We start from the raw sequence: 15,284 nt of genomic DNA, 5'->3' as shown, positions 1-15,284 counted from the left end.
ACCGAAGTGTGGTTATGATTAAAACACCCGCTATTACTGGGTGCTGGTTGTCGTGGTGGTCGTGGTTCCGGTATTGGAGCCATCACCGCCACCGGTTGCCGCCAGCGCGACACCCACGGCTGAACTTACGGTGCTGGCGCTGGCTGCGGTAGAACTTCCCGCAGACGCAGACGTCGCAGCCGAACCTGCCGCTTCCCCGACCTGAACCGGAGCTGCATAGACAGATGTCGCCGCAAGCGCAGATATGGCAAAAATGCCATACAGTACTTTCTTCATAACAATTTCCCTTCAATGAATGAATGGAGATTTGCCCGAAAAGAATTTCAGGCGGAATCGAGTATACACAACTACTGCCTTGGGTTTGCCGTAAGGGGAAATAGGGAGAGGGTTTTCGGACTAATGGTTAAAATGGAAATTAAACGCAAATAACATAAATATATAATAGATAAAAATCAATAATTTATAATATATCCATATTAATGTACCACTACGTATTTTCTTAAAATAAACCGCAGCAATTAACGGGTTAAGCGTCTTTTTCGGATTAAACTCAGATTCAGAATTTGAGTTAACTAACAGACATCAGGAATTATCCGATAAAAAAATGCCGGCATTAAGCCGGCACGTTTTCATGACGTTTTAATTACGCACGCCATGCTTTATAACGGTTGATCAAACCATTTGTCGAGCTGTCATGGCTGGCAATCGCTTTATCGTCACCCAGCTCTGGCAGAATACGGTTTGCCAGCTGTTTGCCCAGCTCAACGCCCCACTGGTCAAAAGTGAAGATGTTCAGGATGGCGCCCTGCGTGAAGATTTTGTGCTCGTAAAGAGCGATCAGCGCGCCCAGGCTGAACGGCGTGATTTCGCGCAGCAGGATGGAGTTGGTTGGGCGGTTGCCTTCGAACACTTTGAACGGCACCACATGGTCCAGGGTTGCCGGATCTTTACCCTGGTCACGGTATTCCTGCTCAACCACTTCGCGGGATTTACCGAACGCCAGCGCTTCGGTCTGCGCAAAGAAGTTCGACAGCAGCTTCGGATGGTGGTCGGACAGCGGGTTATGGGTGATAGCCGGGGCGATGAAATCGCACGGTACCATTTTGGTGCCCTGGTGGATCAGCTGGTAGAAGGCATGCTGGCCGTTGGTGCCCGGCTCGCCCCAGATGATTGGGCCAGTCTGGTAATCCACCGCGTTGCCGTTACGGTCAACATACTTACCGTTGGATTCCATGTTGCCCTGCTGGAAGTAGGCTGCGAAGCGGTGCATGTACTGGTCGTACGGCAGGATCGCTTCGGTTTCAGCGCCGAAGAAGTTGTTGTACCAGATACCGATCAGCGCCAGCAGCACCGGCAGGTTTTTCTCTGGTGCGGTCGTGGAGAAGTGTTTATCCATCGCGTGCGCGCCGGAGAGCAGCTCAACGAAGTTGTCGAAGCCCACGGACAGGATGATGGACAGGCCAATCGCAGACCACAGAGAGTAGCGGCCGCCAACCCAGTCCCAGAACTCGAACATGTTCGCGGTATCAATGCCGAACTCGCTGACCGCTTTACCGTTAGTAGACAGCGCCGCGAAGTGTTTCGCCACGTGCTTGTTGTCGCCCGCGGTTTTCAGGAACCAGTCGCGCGCGCTGTGGGCGTTGGTCATGGTTTCCTGAGTGGTGAAGGTTTTGGACGCAACCAGGAACAGGGTGGTTTCCGGGTTCACGTTCTTCAGCACTTCGGCGATGTGGGTACCATCGACGTTAGACACAAAGTGCATATTGAGGTGGTTTTTGTACGGACGCAGCGCTTCGGTCACCATGAACGGACCGAGATCAGAACCGCCGATACCGATGTTTACCACGTCGGTGATTGCTTTGCCGGTGTAGCCTTTCCAGCTACCGGAGATGATCGCTTCGGAGAAGGTTTTCATCTTTTCCAGCACCGCGTTCACTTCCGGCATGACGTCTTTGCCGTCAACGATGATTGGCGTATTGCTACGGTTACGCAGGGCCACGTGCAGCACGGCACGGTCTTCGGTACGGTTGATCTTCTCGCCGGAGAACATGGATTTGATGGCGTCGGCAAGCTCGGTTTCTTTCGCCAGATCCTGCAGTTTTGCCAGCGTCTCTTCGGTAATGCGGTTTTTGGAGAAATCCACCAGCATCAGGTCGTCGAAGGTCGCGGAGAACTTAGAGAAACGATCGGCATCCTTCGCGAACAGATCCGCGATGGTGACGTCTTTCATTTCATCAAAATGTTTCTGGAGTGCCTGCCAGGCAGCGGTCTGCGTTGGGTTGATGTTTTTCATTAGCAATACTCTTCTGATTTGAGAATTGTGACTGCGGTCGATTGTAGCGCCTGCAAATAAAAATTGTGATGGTTTTTATGCCATTGCCCTGGCCTGCATCAAACACAGGTGAAAAGACCCGAAAAGTATAGCTGCTGAAGCGCCCTCCCGGGGCGGCGAAATGTCGGTCAAAAAGCCCTAAAACGGAGCATAAAATCTGGCGCTGTTATAAGTCCTGTTTCTCAGGGGTACCCCCCCATAAAAAATCCGCATAATCCCAGCATTGACAGGACCTCCCCCGCATTTTATTTATAGGGCCGTATTTTGCGCCTGCACCTGTTTTCGTTTCACTCTTGTGCCATGGTCGCTTATTCATTCCCTGACACGAGGTTGTTATGACGAGTTTTGTGGTCGCCAAATTTGGCGGCACCAGTGTGGCCGATTACGATGCCATGAACCGCAGCGCCGATGTGGTGCTGGCCGATCCGAATACCCGCCTGGTGGTGCTGTCTGCCTCCGCCGGCGTGACGAACCTGCTGGTTTCTCTGTCTGAAGGACTGGAAGCGACAGAACGTTTCGTGAAGCTGGATGCACTGCGCAAAATTCAGTTCGACATCCTTGAACGTCTGCAGAACCCGAACGTCATCCGCGAGGAAGTGGAACGTCTGCTGGAAAATATTACCACTCTGGCAGAAGCGGCCTCTCTGGCCACCTCCACCGCCCTGACCGACGAACTGGTCAGCCACGGCGAGCTGATGTCCACCCTGCTGTTTGTTGAAATCATGCGCGAGCGTAGCGTTCAGGCGCAGTGGTTTGACGTGCGTAAAGTAATGCGTACCAGCGATCGCTTTGGCCGCGCCGAGCCGGACGTTGAGGCGCTGGCGGAGCTGACCAATCAACAGCTGGCAACGCGCCTGGCAGACGGTATCGTGGTCACCCAGGGCTTTATCGGCAGTGAAGCGAAAGGCCGCACCACCACGCTTGGTCGTGGCGGCAGCGACTACACCGCCGCGCTGCTGGGCGAAGCCCTGCATGCCACGCGCGTGGATATCTGGACTGACGTTCCGGGCATTTACACCACCGACCCGCGCGTCGTTTCTGCGGCTAAACGTATTGATGTGATCGCCTTTGAAGAAGCGGCTGAAATGGCCACCTTCGGTGCAAAAGTGCTGCACCCGGCAACGCTTTTGCCAGCCGTACGCAGCGATATTCCGGTCTTCGTCGGCTCCAGTAAAGATCCGAAAGCGGGCGGGACGCTGGTTTGCAAGAAAACCGAAAACCCACCGCTTTTCCGCGCCCTGGCCCTGCGCCGTCGCCAGACGCTGGTGACGCTCCACAGCCACAATATGCTGCATTCACGCGGTTTCCTGGCGGAAGTGTTTGGCATTCTGGCGCGCCACAATATCTCGGTGGATCTGATCACCACCTCTGAAGTGAGCATTGCGCTAACGCTGGACACCACCGGCTCGACCTCCACCGGCGACACGCTGCTGACGCAGTCGCTGCTGATTGAGCTGTCTGAGCTGTGCCGCGTGGAAGTGGAAGAAGACCTGGCGCTGGTTGCCATCATCGGCAACAAGCTGTCGCGCGCCTGCGGCGTGGGTAAAGAGGTGTTCGGCGTGCTCGACCCGTTCAGCATCCGCATGATCTGCTACGGGGCATCCAGCTATAACCTCTGCTTCCTGGTGCCTGCCGATCAGGCCGAGCAGGTCGTGCAGAAACTTCATCAGAATTTGTTTGAATAAAATTCGTTAGCACGATAAACAATACCTATAAGCCGGGCACAGACCCGGCTTTTTCATAACTAAACAACACGACAATACTGCAAGGAATCCACTATGTTATCCGCCGTTACTCGGCTGTTCCCGTTATGGGCGCTGCTGCTCTCCGTACTCGCGTATTACACCCCCGCCACGTTCACAGGCATTGGTCCGTGGGTCGCCACGCTGCTGATGCTGATCATGTTCGGTATGGGCGTGCATTTGAAAATCGACGATTTCAAGCGCGTGCTGTCTCGCCCTGCTCCCGTCGCAGCAGGGATTTTCCTGCATTACCTGGTGATGCCGCTTGCGGCGTGGCTGCTGGCGATGGCCTTTAAGATGCCGCCCGATCTCTCCGCCGGGATGGTTCTGGTGGGCAGCGTGGCTAGCGGCACGGCGTCCAACGTCATGATCTACCTGGCGAAAGGCGACGTGGCGCTCTCCGTCACCATCTCCTCCGTTTCCACGCTGGTGGGCGTGATTGCCACGCCGCTATTAACCCGCCTGTACGTGGATGCGCATATTCAGGTGGACGTGACGGGCATGCTGCTCAGCATTCTGCAGATTGTGGTGATCCCGATTGCGCTGGGGCTGGTCATTCACCATCTTTTCCCGCGCGTGGTGAAGGCCGTTGAGCCGTACCTGCCTGCGTTTTCGATGGTCTGCATTCTGGCGATCATCAGCGCAGTGGTGGCGGGCTCCGCATCGCACATTGCCTCCGTGGGCTTTGTCGTGATCATCGCCGTGGTGCTGCATAACACTATTGGCCTGCTGGGCGGCTACTGGGGCGGGAAGCTGTTTGGTTTTGACGAATCGACCTGCCGCACGCTGGCAATCGAGGTGGGCATGCAGAACTCCGGCCTGGCGGCGGCACTCGGTAAAATTTACTTCTCCCCGCTGGCGGCCCTGCCTGGCGCGCTGTTCTCCGTCTGGCATAACCTCTCCGGCTCGCTACTGGCGGGCTACTGGTCCGGCAAACCGATTGATGAACAAACGAAAAAAGATGCGGTGAAGCAGGGTTAATTTACGCGGCTTGCTTTACACTGAAGCCTCTCTATCAGGAGGCTTCAGCAATGGCTACACCACGTTTGACCCAGAAAGACATGACGGAAGCCGAGCAGCGCGAACTGAAAACGCTTCTCGACCGCGCCCGTATCGCACATGGCCGCACGCTGACCAACGCCGAAACCAATCAGGTGAAAAAAGAGTACATCGATAAGCTGATGGCGCAGCGTGACGCCGCGGCGAAAAAAGCCCGCAAGCTGAAAAAAGAGCAGGCTTATAAACCTGATGCAGAGGCGACCTTTTCCTGGTCGGCCACAACGTCTACCCGTGGAAGGCGCTAATCAGCGCCCTTTCTTTTTGCGCCCCGGCTGGGTAAAGCGTTTTCCGTTAACCGGCTTGCCTCGCCCCTTATCTTCCGCCTGAGGCGCCTTCACCACCGGGCGCTTAATCGCCTGGGTTTTCGGTTTTGCTTTGGCCTTCGGCTTCGCTTCGGACGAAGAGTTCTCGATAAGCTTGAAGAGTTCAATCAGCTCGTCATCCGTTAAATCGCGCCACTCGCCCAGCGGGATGCCGGACAGGCTGACGTTCATGATGCGCGTGCGTTCCAGCTTCGTCACTTCATAACCGAAGTGCTCGCACATACGGCGGATCTGGCGGTTCAGGCCCTGCACCAGCGTAATGCGGAACGCGAACGGCGCTTCTTTCTTCACCTTACACTTTTTCGTGACGGTACCGAGGATCGGCACCCCGGCGCCCATGCCGCGAATAAATTCGTCCGTAACCGGCTTATTCACCGTCACAATGTACTCTTTCTCGTGATCGTTACCGGCACGCAGAATTTTATTAACCAGATCGCCGTGGTTGGTGAGGAAAATCAGCCCCTGAGAGTCTTTATCCAGACGGCCAATCGGGAAAATACGGCTGCTGTGGTTCACGAAATCAACGATGTTGTCCCGCTCGCCGTCTTCCGTGGTGCTGACAATCCCAACCGGTTTGTTCAACGCGATAAACACCAGGTCTTCAGCATCGCGCGGTTCGATGACCTGACCATTCACTTTAACCACATCGCCGGGTACCACCTGGTCGCCGATGGTGGCGCGTTTGCCGTTAAGAAACACGTTACCTTGTTCAATGTAACGGTCAGCCTCGCGACGTGAGCAGATCCCGCTCTCGCTAATGTATTTGTTTAATCGGGTTGATTGAGTTGGCAGCATAGTTTCTCCTGTGAAGGGCGAAATATACCTTAGGTATGGGCCGAAAAAAAAGATTAGCTGACGGTAACTGAAGCGGGTTTTTTAGTTTGCGAGACGCTTTCAAGATTTAGCGTCAGGCCATTTATCCTTGAGCTAACTCCTTTTAGCTTTACTCTCCAGAGACAACTATTTGTAGTTTATAAATCACATGGAGTAATATGAAGGAGATAGTTCAGACAGAATCCTTCCAACGCTGGGAGCAAAACTTAAAAGATCGGCGAGCGAAGACCATTATCGCTTCCCGCCTCTTTCGGTTGGCAAATGGTTTAGCGGGCGACATTAAACCCGTTGGGGAAGGTATAAGTGAGCTGAGGATCCACTATGGTCCGGGCTACAGAATCTATTTTAAAGACCAGGGCAATTGCATCATCGTGCTGTTGTGTGGTGGTGACAAAAGCAGCCAGGCCAGAGACATACTTATGGCAAAAATGCTGAGCAATGTATCCCAATGGCAGGAGTGAATGAGCATGCATAAATTAACATCCTACGATCCAGCAAACGCGCTGGTGGATGATGAGGAAATCGCCGTGTTTATGGCTGATGCCTTAGAAACGGGCGACTCAGCGTATATTGCTAAAGCGCTGGGCGTCATCGCGCGCGCGAAAGGAATGTCGACCATTTCACAGCAAACTGGCCTATCACGAGAGCAACTATATCGATCGTTCAGTGATAAAGGAAACCCAACGCTTAAAACCACTCTGGCGGTCATGAAAGCATTGGGTCTTGGGTTAACAATCAAACACGCCGGAGATTAATACTCGTCCCGCTCGTCGTCTTCATCCGGCTGCTCCATCACGCTGTACGCCACCGCGCAGAACAACGAGTTGAGACGCTTCATATCCCCCAGCAGCCCCAGATGCAGGGAGCTGGTTTCGATGCTCTGCACGTTCTGCTGGTGTAGACGCTCAACGTGCGCGTGCGAGTAGCGGCGGTTCAGAATACGGAAACGATGCTTGTTGCGACGCAGGCGGCGCGCGCTCGGGACGTCGCTGGAGAAGAAGACCAGCATCGCCAGCTTGAGGTTGCTGACCAGCTGTTCGTGCAGCGCTTCCAACTCCTTCAGGCCTTCAACGGAGAACGCACGACGCGCGGCCAGGGATTTGTCGGCGATCTCGCTGCCCATACGCTCAACGATATCCGAGGCCTGCTCAAGGTTAAGCGACATCTCGATAATTTCCGCCCAGCGGCGGGACTCCTCTTCCGCCAGCTCGTCCTGCGGCATACGCGCCAGATAAAGCTTGATGGCGGTATAGAGCACGTTGATATCGTCCGCCAGTCTGCGCAGTTCTTTCTCTTCACGCGGCTCGCCGTGCATCACCTTTTGCAGTCCTTCGAGCATGGTTTCCATTGCGTCACCCATGCGCAGCGTCTCGCGCGCGGCATTCGCCAGCGCCAGCGCCGGGGTATCCAGCGCGGACGTATCCAGGTGCTTCGGCTTCAGGCGCGCATCCAGCTCAGGTTCGTCCTGAATGAGACGTTCGCAGAAGCGGGCCATCGGCCCGGCAAAAGGCACCATCGCCAGGCAGCGCACCAGGTTGTAGAACACGTGAAAGTAGATCACCAGCTCCGCCTTCGGCAGAGGGAGATTGTCCATCAGGTTCGCCAGCGGGTGGATAAAGGGCAGGATGATCAGGCTGCCCACCAGCTTAAACAGCAGGCTGCCGAGGGCCACGCGGCGGGCGGCGGCGTTGGCCGCGCTGTTATTGAGCATCGCCAGCAGGCCGGAGCCGAGGTTGGCCCCGATCACCAGACACAGCGCCACCGGGAAGGAGATCGCCCCTGTGGCGGTTAAGGTTGCCGTCAGCAGCACGGCGGCCAGGCTGGAGTAGCTGACGATGGCAAACACCGCGCCAATCAGAGCATCCAGCATGATGTCCCCGGTCAGGGAGGCGAAGATGACCTGCACGCCGTTGGCCTCGGTGATTGGCGTGACCGCCTGCACAATCAGCTCCAGCGCCAGCAGGATCAGCCCCAGGCCAATCCCTACGCGCCCGAGCTGTCCGGCGCGCGTCTGCTTGCGGCCGAGGAAGAAGATAACGCCGATAAAAATCAGCAGCGGCGACAGCCAGGAGAGATCGAAGGTCAGGACACGCGCCATCAGCGCGGTACCCACATCAGCTCCCAGCACAATCACCAGCGCCGGGGCCAGCGCCACCAGATCCTGCGCCACAAAGGAGGTCACAAGCAGGGTTGTGGCGTTGCTGCTCTGAACCAGTGCCGTTACGCCAATGCCCGCGCAGAAGGCGAGCGGCTTCTTCTCAACGCTGCTGCTGAGAACGGTACGCAAGCGCGCGCCAAATACGCGCATCACGCCGGTACGGACGATATGGGTGCCCCATACGAGCAGGGCGACTGCAGAGAGCAGGTGTAACAGTGTCAGCACGGAAGTGGTTTCTCCTTATCGTTATTCATTTTCCTTAGATTCAGTATAAGGGTTTAAACGTAAGAAAGAGACAGGGCGCCCAATGAGCGCCCTGTTTGTTGTAAGGAAAAGTGATTTTAGTCGGCGTCGTAGCCGAGATTTGGCGCCAGCCAGCGCTCCACTTCAGACACGCTCATGCCTTTGCGCAGGGCGTAATCTTCAATCTGATCCCGCTGTAGCTGCGCCACGGCGAAATACTTGCTGTCCGGATGGCTGAAGTACCAGCCGGAAACGGACGCCCCTGGCCACATGGCGAACGACTCGGTGAGCTTCATGCCAGTATGGGTTTCTACGTCCAGCAGCTTCCAGATGGTGCCTTTTTCGGTATGCTCCGGACAGGCCGGATAGCCCGGCGCCGGGCGAATGCCCTGGTAGTTTTCGCGGATCAGATCCTCATTGCTGAGGTTTTCGTTCGCCGCGTAGCCCCAGTGCACCTTACGCACGCGCTCGTGCAGGTACTCGGCGAAGGCTTCCGCGAGGCGGTCGGCAATCGCTTTCACCATGATTTTATTGTAATCATCGCGCTGCGCTTCGAACGCGTCCGCCAGCGCATCTTCTTCCAGACCGCCGGTTACCGCAAAGGCGCCGATATAATCCGCTTTTCCGGAGAGCTTCGGCGCGACGAAATCGGCCAGGCAGTAGTTGGCAAAGCCCACTTTCTCCGTTTGCTGGCGCAGATGGCGGCTGACCGCCAGCACGTGGGTGCGGGTTTCATCGCGGTAAATTTCAACGTCGTCGCCCACGCGGTTGGCCGGAAACAGGCCCACCACGCCGCGCGGGTTGAGGGTTTTCTCCGCGCTCAGCGTGTCGAGCATGTCGTTGGCGTCTTTAAACAGGCGCTTCGCCTCCTCGCCAACCACCTCATCTTCCAGGATGCGCGGATATTTACCCGCCAGCGACCAGGTCATAAAGAACGGCGTCCAGTCGATGTAGTTGCGCAGCGTTTCGATGCTGGCGCTGACCTCCTGAACGCCCAGGCGATGCGCGACCGGCGGCGTATAGCTCGACCAGTCAAACGCCAGATCGTTATCGCGCGCAGCCTGGAGTGAAACAGGCGGGGTGCGCGGTTTCTTGCGCCCGTGCTGGATGCGAACGGTTTCGTACTCTTTGCGGGTGCGCTCAACAAACTCGTCGCGCTGGGTATCAGAGAGCAGCGCGGATACCACGCCCACCGTACGCGAGGCGTTCTGCACGTAGACCGTCGGCCCGCTGTAGTTCTGCTCGATTTTCACCGCAGTGTGCGCTTTCGAGGTGGTCGCTCCGCCAATCAATAACGGAATGGTGAAGCCCTGTCGCTCCATCTCTTTTGCCACGTTGACCATTTCGTCGAGCGACGGCGTAATCAGGCCGGAGAGGCCAATCAGGTCGGCGTTCACCTCGCGCGCGGTCTTGAGGATTTTGTCCGCCGGGACCATCACGCCAAGGTCGATAATTTCGTAGTTATTACACTGCAGCACTACGCCGACGATATTCTTGCCGATGTCGTGCACGTCGCCCTTCACGGTGGCGATAACCATCTTGCCGTTGCTGGAGCCTTTCTCTTTGCTGGCTTCGATGTAGGGCTCAAGATACGCTACCGCCTGCTTCATCACGCGGGCGGATTTCACCACCTGCGGCAGGAACATTTTGCCCTCGCCGAACAGATCGCCGACCACGTTCATGCCGTCCATCAGCGGGCCTTCGATCACCTCAATCGGGCGGGCTGCCTGCTGGCGCGCCTCTTCGGTATCAAGCTCGATAAATTCGGTGATGCCTTTGACCAGCGAGTATTCCAGACGCTTTTTCACGTCCCAGGAACGCCACTCGGCCTGCTGAACATTTGCCGCCTCATCCGATTTGCTGCCGCGGTATTTCTCCGCCAGGTCCAGCATGCGCTCGGTCGCGTCGTCGCGGCGGTTAAGGATCACGTCCTCTACGGCGTCGCGCAGCTCGGCAGGAAGGTCGTCGTAAATCGCCAGCTGTCCGGCGTTAACGATCCCCATGTCCATGCCGTTGCGGATGGCGTAGTAAAGAAACACGGCGTGGATTGCTTCGCGCACCGGTTCGTTACCGCGGAACGAGAACGACACGTTTGATACGCCGCCGGAGATCAGCGCGTGCGGCAGCTCGCGCTTGATGTCCTCACATGCCCCGATAAAGTCCTGGGCGTAGTTGTTGTGCTCTTCAATCCCGGTCGCGACGGCGAAGATATTCGGGTCAAAGATAATGTCTTCCGGCGGGAAGCCCACCTCTTCGGTCAAAATCTTGTACGCGCGGCGGCAAATCTCAATTTTGCGCTTGCGGGTATCCGCCTGGCCCACTTCGTCGAAGGCCATGACCACCACGGCGGCACCGTAGCGGCGGACCATCTTCGCGTGGTGGATAAAGATATCAACGCCCTCTTTCATCGAGATAGAGTTGACGATGCCTTTACCCTGGATGCACTTCAGCCCTTTTTCGATGACTTCCCATTTGGACGAGTCGATCATGATCGGCACGCGGGCAATGTCCGGCTCACCGGCAATCAGGTTGAGGAAACGCACCATCGCCGCTTCGGCGTCGAGCATTCCCTCATCCATGTTGATATCGATAATCTGCGCGCCGCTTTCCACCTGCTGGCGGGCAACGTCCAGCGCTTCACTGTATTTCTCTTCTTTAATCAGGCGCTTGAACTTTGCCGAACCGGTGACGTTAGTACGCTCACCCACGTTCACAAACAGGCTGTCGTCGCCGATGGTCAACGGCTCCAGGCCGGAAAGACGACAGGCAACCGGAAGCTCGGGCAGCTTGCGCGGCGGCAGACCGGCGACGGCGTTGCTCATGGCCGCGATGTGCTCCGGCGTGGTGCCGCAGCAGCCGCCAACGATGTTCAGGAAGCCAGACTCGGCCCACTCGCGGATTTGCGCCGCCATGGTGTCGGCATCGAGATCGTATTCACCGAACGCGTTCGGCAGACCGGCGTTCGGGTGGGCGGTGACGTAGCATTCCGCGATGCGGGAAAGTTCCTGCACGTACTGGCGCAGCTCATCAGGCCCCAGCGCGCAGTTCAGGCCAAAGGAGAGCGCTTCGGCGTGACGCAGGGAGTTATAAAACGCTTCGGTTGTCTGACCGGACAGGGTGCGGCCGGAGGCATCGGTGATGGTGCCGGAAATCATGATCGGCAGGTCAACGCCCAGCGCCTCGAACTCCTCTTTCACCGCGTAAATCGCGGCCTTGGCGTTGAGGGTGTCGAATACGGTTTCAATCAGGATCAGATCGGAACCGCCTTCCACCAGCGCTCTGGTCGATTCCCGGTAGGCCGCAACCAGCTGATCGAAGGTGATATTACGAAACGCCGGGTCGTTGACGTCCGGTGAAATCGACGCGGTGCGGTTCGTCGGGCCAAGCACCCCCGCAACGTAGCGAGGCTTGTCCGGCGTGCGGGCCGTCCACTCGTCGGCGCAGGCGCGCGCCAGCTTCGCGGCTTCCAGGTTGATTTCCGCCGACAGGGATGCCATCTGGTAATCCGCCATGGCGATGGTTGTCGAGTTGAAGGTGTTGGTTTCAACGATATCCGCACCCGCTTCGAAGTAGGCGTTGTGGATATCCTTAATGACGGACGGCTTGCTGAGCACCAGCAGGTCGTTGTTCCCTTTCAGGTCGCAGGGCCAGTCGGCAAAACGTTCGCCGCGGAAATCGTCTTCACTCAGACGATACCCCTGGATCATGGTGCCCATGCCGCCGTCCAGCACCAGAATTCGTTCATTTAACTGCGCACGCAGTTGCTCTACTTTGCTGCTCACACTTGCTCCCGACAACGCTCAACAAGGCCAAAAGGCTGCGTTCCATACTGGCACAATCTCGTAGGGTGGAAAAGCCGCACAGCGGTAACATGAGACATGTTCACCATCACTCCTCCGATCAGTCAGGATAACGGTTGCAAATTCACCAAATAAAACGAAAATGATTTCCACGATACAGAAAAAGGAGATCGTCATGGTCGCGACCGTTCCCGCTAAACGCGGCAGAAAACCTGCTGCCACCACCGCCGCCACACAACAGGGCGGACAGGTTCAATCGCTCACGCGCGGTTTGAAGCTGCTGGAGTGGATAGCCGAGTCGCACGGCAGCGTGGCCCTGACGGAGCTGGCCCAGCAGGCTGGCCTGCCTAACTCCACGACGCACCGCCTGCTGACCACCATGCAGCAGCTGGGCTTTGTCCGCCAGGTCGGCGAGCTGGGGCACTGGGCGGTGGGCGCGCATGCGTTTATAGTCGGCAGCAGCTTCCTGCAGAGCCGCAACCTGCTGGCGATTGTGCACCCGATTCTGCGCAAGCTGATGGAGGAGTCCGGCGAGACCGTAAACCTGGCGGTGCTGGACCAGAGCGACCACCAGGCGATTATCATCGACCAGGTGCAGTGCACGCAGCTGATGCGCATGTCCGCACCGATTGGCGGCAAGCTGCCGATGCATGCCTCCGGGGCGGGGAAAGCGTTTCTCTCGCAGCTAAGCGAAGAGCAGGTGACGGGGCTGCTGCACCGTAAAGGGCTGCACGCCTATACCCACGCCACGCTGGTATCGCCCGTGCATCTGAAAGAAGATCTGGCCCTGACCCGCAAGCGCGGCTATTCGTTTGATGATGAAGAACATGCCCTGGGCCTGCGCTGCCTCGCGTCCTGCATTTTTGACGAGCACCGCGAGCCGTTTGCCGCCATCTCCATCTCCGGGCCGATTTCGCGGATGACCGACGACCGCGTGACCGAGCTGGGCGCGCTGGTGATTAAGGCGGCGAAAGAGGTGACGCTGGCGTACGGTGGGATTCGTTAAGATTGAGGCGGCCTGATGCCCTCACCCCGGCCCTCTCCCACAGGGAGAGGGAGAAAACCTGATGCAAAACCGCTGTTTACGGCGGTAAGCGTACACATCTTCCACATGCCCGTTTTTGATCCGCGTTTGCAGCCCGCGCCAGTAGCTGGCGCGGAACAGATCCTCATGCATTTCTTCGAATAGCGGCCCGATGCGCGGGTCAGCGCACAGCCAGTGGCGAAACTCCTCCGGAAACACATCGCCCGGCGAGACGCTGTACCACGGCTCGCCGGACAGCTCATCTTCCGGGTAGCGGGGCGGTGGTATATCGCGGAAGTTCACCTCGGTCATGTAGCAAATTTCATCGTAATCGTAGAATACCACCCGCCCGTGACGGGTGACGCCGAAGTTTTTAAACAGCATGTCGCCCGGGAAAATATTGGCGGCGGCAAGCTGGCGAATCGCGTTGCCGTATTCTTCAATGGCATCCCGTAGTGCCTGACCTTCGGACTGCTCAAGCCAGATATTTAGCGGCACCATGCGGCGTTCGATGTAGAGATGGCTAATCACGATTTTATCGCCAAGATCGGTGATTTTCGCGGGTGCTTCCTGCATTAACAGCGCCATGAGTGCCGGGTCGATCTGCTGTTTATCCAGCACAAAGTTTTCGAACTCCTGGGTATCCGCCATGCGACCGACGCGGTCGTGCTCTTTAACCAGCTGATAGCAGGCGCGAACGTGCGCGGCGGTCATCTCTTTCTGCGGCGCGAATCTATCTTTAATCACCTTAAATACCCGGTCAAAACCCGGCAGCGTAAAGACCAGCATCACCATACCGCGAATGCCGGGCGCTTCGATAAACTGCTCATCGGCGGCGGTGACATAGCGCAGGTACTCCCGGTAGCTTTCCGTTTTGGCGTGCTTCTGGCAACCAATCGCCATATACAGCTCGGCGGTGGTTTTGCCCGGCAGGATCTCACGCAGCCACTCCACCAGCGCGGCAGGCAGCGGAGCGTATACCATGAAATAGGAGCGGGCGAAGCCAAACACAATGCTGGCCTCGGCGCTGGTGGTCAGGCAGGTATCGACAAACAGTTCCCCGTCGTCGGTAAGGTGAATGGGCAGCAGAAACGGCACAATGGCGGTCGGCGTAACCAGTTTGCCCACCAGCCAGGCGGCTTTATTGCGGTAGAAAAGCTCGTTGGCCACCTGCAAATGGCTATGGCTGAGCACCTCCGCGCCGAAGGTTTCGTTGAGATGCGCGTGGATATAACCGATATCCCGGGTTTTATTCTCCCAGGGCAGTCGCAGCGGCAGATCCGTTAGCATGCGGTGCAGGAGCTTTTCCCATCCGCGATCGGGAAAGAAATCTTTCGCCAGCGGACGGGGAATGGTTCGAAAGCGTCGCTCTGGCTGGGAGCTGAAGATAAATAACCGCTCAGGAGATAGTGAGCGGTGGTCAAATAACCGGCAATAGACGGAGTTGAAAAAGCTCTCCGCAATCTCGAAGCGCGGGTAATCGGGTAACAAATGGGTGTAGTGCTCCTTCACGCGCAGTAAAAATTCCGCGTCCGGGCTTTTACCGTCGGTAATACAGCGCAGCTGCTCCACCACCAGACCCACGTGGTGGTCATAGAGATGGATACGCTGCTTCATGGCCTGCTGAACCGCATGCCAGTCTGCATGTTCGAAGCGCTGCTGCGCGCCGGATGTCACTTCAAGAAAACGACCATACTGGGCATCGAAGCCCTGCAAAATAGTTTGGGCAATCAGCAATTCCAGGCCACGCGACATATATTCCCCCTCAC

General features: G+C 57.0%; 12 protein-coding genes. 6 read left to right on the top strand and 6 right to left on the bottom strand.

Features of this window, described 5'->3' with window-relative positions:
- Nucleotides 1-33 precede the first annotated feature (33 nt).
- A complete protein-coding gene (gene yjbE / locus F0320_RS01135) occupies nt 34-276 on the bottom strand; it encodes an exopolysaccharide production protein YjbE (protein WP_008503423.1) in 243 nt (80 codons plus the stop codon).
- 367 nt (nt 277-643) lie between these two features.
- Nucleotides 644-2,293, bottom strand: a complete 1,650-nt coding sequence (pgi, locus tag F0320_RS01130) for a glucose-6-phosphate isomerase (protein ID WP_048977787.1) — start codon at nt 2,291-2,293, stop codon at nt 644-646.
- Between the two features lie 374 nt (nt 2,294-2,667).
- On the opposite strand from pgi, the gene lysC reads away from it, so the two are divergent.
- From lysC to F0320_RS01115, 3 genes are all read left to right on the top strand, one after another.
- Nucleotides 2,668-4,017, top strand: coding sequence for a lysine-sensitive aspartokinase 3 (gene lysC, locus F0320_RS01125; protein ID WP_126331128.1), 1,350 nt, complete (start codon nt 2,668-2,670; stop codon nt 4,015-4,017).
- Nucleotides 4,018-4,110: 93 nt separating this feature from the next.
- The gene (gene panS, locus F0320_RS01120) at nt 4,111-5,055 is read left to right on the top strand and encodes a ketopantoate/pantoate/pantothenate transporter PanS (protein WP_126331126.1); all 945 of its coding nucleotides are present in this window, start codon (nt 4,111-4,113) and stop codon (nt 5,053-5,055) included.
- Nucleotides 5,056-5,105: 50 nt separating this feature from the next.
- Nucleotides 5,106-5,378 (top strand): DUF3811 domain-containing protein, encoded by a 273-nt coding sequence (locus F0320_RS01115; RefSeq protein WP_023309994.1) that lies wholly within the window; start codon nt 5,106-5,108, stop codon nt 5,376-5,378.
- Here the strand turns inward: F0320_RS01115 and rluF are convergent, their stop codons facing one another.
- Nucleotides 5,379-6,251 (bottom strand): 23S rRNA pseudouridine(2604) synthase RluF, encoded by an 873-nt coding sequence (gene rluF, locus F0320_RS01110; protein ID WP_126331124.1) that lies wholly within the window; start codon nt 6,249-6,251, stop codon nt 5,379-5,381. It lies immediately after the preceding gene.
- 197 nt (nt 6,252-6,448) lie between these two features.
- Between rluF and F0320_RS01105 the strand changes: the two genes are divergently transcribed.
- Together F0320_RS01105 and F0320_RS01100 are read left to right on the top strand one after the other, a co-directional pair.
- Nucleotides 6,449-6,751, top strand: a complete 303-nt coding sequence (locus tag F0320_RS01105) for a type II toxin-antitoxin system RelE/ParE family toxin (protein WP_039264167.1) — start codon at nt 6,449-6,451, stop codon at nt 6,749-6,751.
- A gap of 6 nt (nt 6,752-6,757) precedes the next feature.
- Nucleotides 6,758-7,045 (top strand): addiction module antidote protein, encoded by a 288-nt coding sequence (locus F0320_RS01100; RefSeq protein WP_045355285.1) that lies wholly within the window; start codon nt 6,758-6,760, stop codon nt 7,043-7,045.
- On the opposite strand, the gene F0320_RS01095 is transcribed toward F0320_RS01100, so the two are convergent.
- Nucleotides 7,042-8,673, bottom strand: a complete 1,632-nt coding sequence (locus tag F0320_RS01095; protein ID WP_126331122.1) for a Na/Pi cotransporter family protein — start codon at nt 8,671-8,673, stop codon at nt 7,042-7,044. The two genes, F0320_RS01100 and F0320_RS01095, sit on opposite strands and share 4 nt — an antisense overlap.
- A gap of 116 nt (nt 8,674-8,789) precedes the next feature.
- Entirely contained in the window at nt 8,790-12,473 is a 3,684-nt protein-coding gene (metH, locus tag F0320_RS01090) for a methionine synthase (protein WP_126331120.1), read from the bottom strand.
- A 193-nt stretch (nt 12,474-12,666) separates the two neighbouring features.
- Between metH and iclR the strand changes: the two genes are divergently transcribed.
- A complete protein-coding gene (gene iclR, locus F0320_RS01085; protein WP_126331118.1) occupies nt 12,667-13,497 on the top strand; it encodes a glyoxylate bypass operon transcriptional repressor IclR in 831 nt (276 codons plus the stop codon).
- Between the two features lie 21 nt (nt 13,498-13,518).
- Here the strand turns inward: iclR and aceK are convergent, their stop codons facing one another.
- On the bottom strand, nt 13,519-15,270 hold the full coding sequence (gene aceK / locus F0320_RS01080; protein ID WP_126331116.1) for a bifunctional isocitrate dehydrogenase kinase/phosphatase: 1,752 nt from the start codon (nt 15,268-15,270) through the stop codon (nt 13,519-13,521).
- Between the last annotated feature and the right edge of the window lie 14 nt (nt 15,271-15,284).

It is taken from the genome of Enterobacter dykesii, from assembly GCF_008364625.2.
GTDB classification, from domain to species: Bacteria; Pseudomonadota; Gammaproteobacteria; order Enterobacterales; family Enterobacteriaceae; genus Enterobacter; species Enterobacter dykesii.
The sequence above is the reverse complement of the archived record's forward strand: the minus strand, read 5'-3'. Positions and strand labels throughout refer to the sequence as shown.

Bases quoted from the DNA above. Each gene is read 5' to 3' on its own strand.
- yjbE (WP_008503423.1), bottom strand. From the start codon at position 276: ATGAAGAAAGTACTGTATGGCATTTTTGCCATATCTGCGCTTGCGGCG.
- pgi (WP_048977787.1), bottom strand. From the start codon at position 2,293: ATGAAAAACATCAACCCAACGCAGACCGCTGCCTGGCAGGCACTCCAG.
- lysC (WP_126331128.1), top strand. From the start codon at position 2,668: ATGACGAGTTTTGTGGTCGCCAAATTTGGCGGCACCAGTGTGGCCGAT.
- panS (WP_126331126.1), top strand. From the start codon at position 4,111: ATGTTATCCGCCGTTACTCGGCTGTTCCCGTTATGGGCGCTGCTGCTC.
- F0320_RS01115 (WP_023309994.1), top strand. From the start codon at position 5,106: ATGGCTACACCACGTTTGACCCAGAAAGACATGACGGAAGCCGAGCAG.
- rluF (WP_126331124.1), bottom strand. From the start codon at position 6,251: ATGCTGCCAACTCAATCAACCCGATTAAACAAATACATTAGCGAGAGC.
- F0320_RS01105 (WP_039264167.1), top strand. From the start codon at position 6,449: ATGAAGGAGATAGTTCAGACAGAATCCTTCCAACGCTGGGAGCAAAAC.
- F0320_RS01100 (WP_045355285.1), top strand. From the start codon at position 6,758: ATGCATAAATTAACATCCTACGATCCAGCAAACGCGCTGGTGGATGAT.
- iclR (WP_126331118.1), top strand. From the start codon at position 12,667: ATGGTCGCGACCGTTCCCGCTAAACGCGGCAGAAAACCTGCTGCCACC.
- aceK (WP_126331116.1), bottom strand. From the start codon at position 15,270: ATGTCGCGTGGCCTGGAATTGCTGATTGCCCAAACTATTTTGCAGGGC.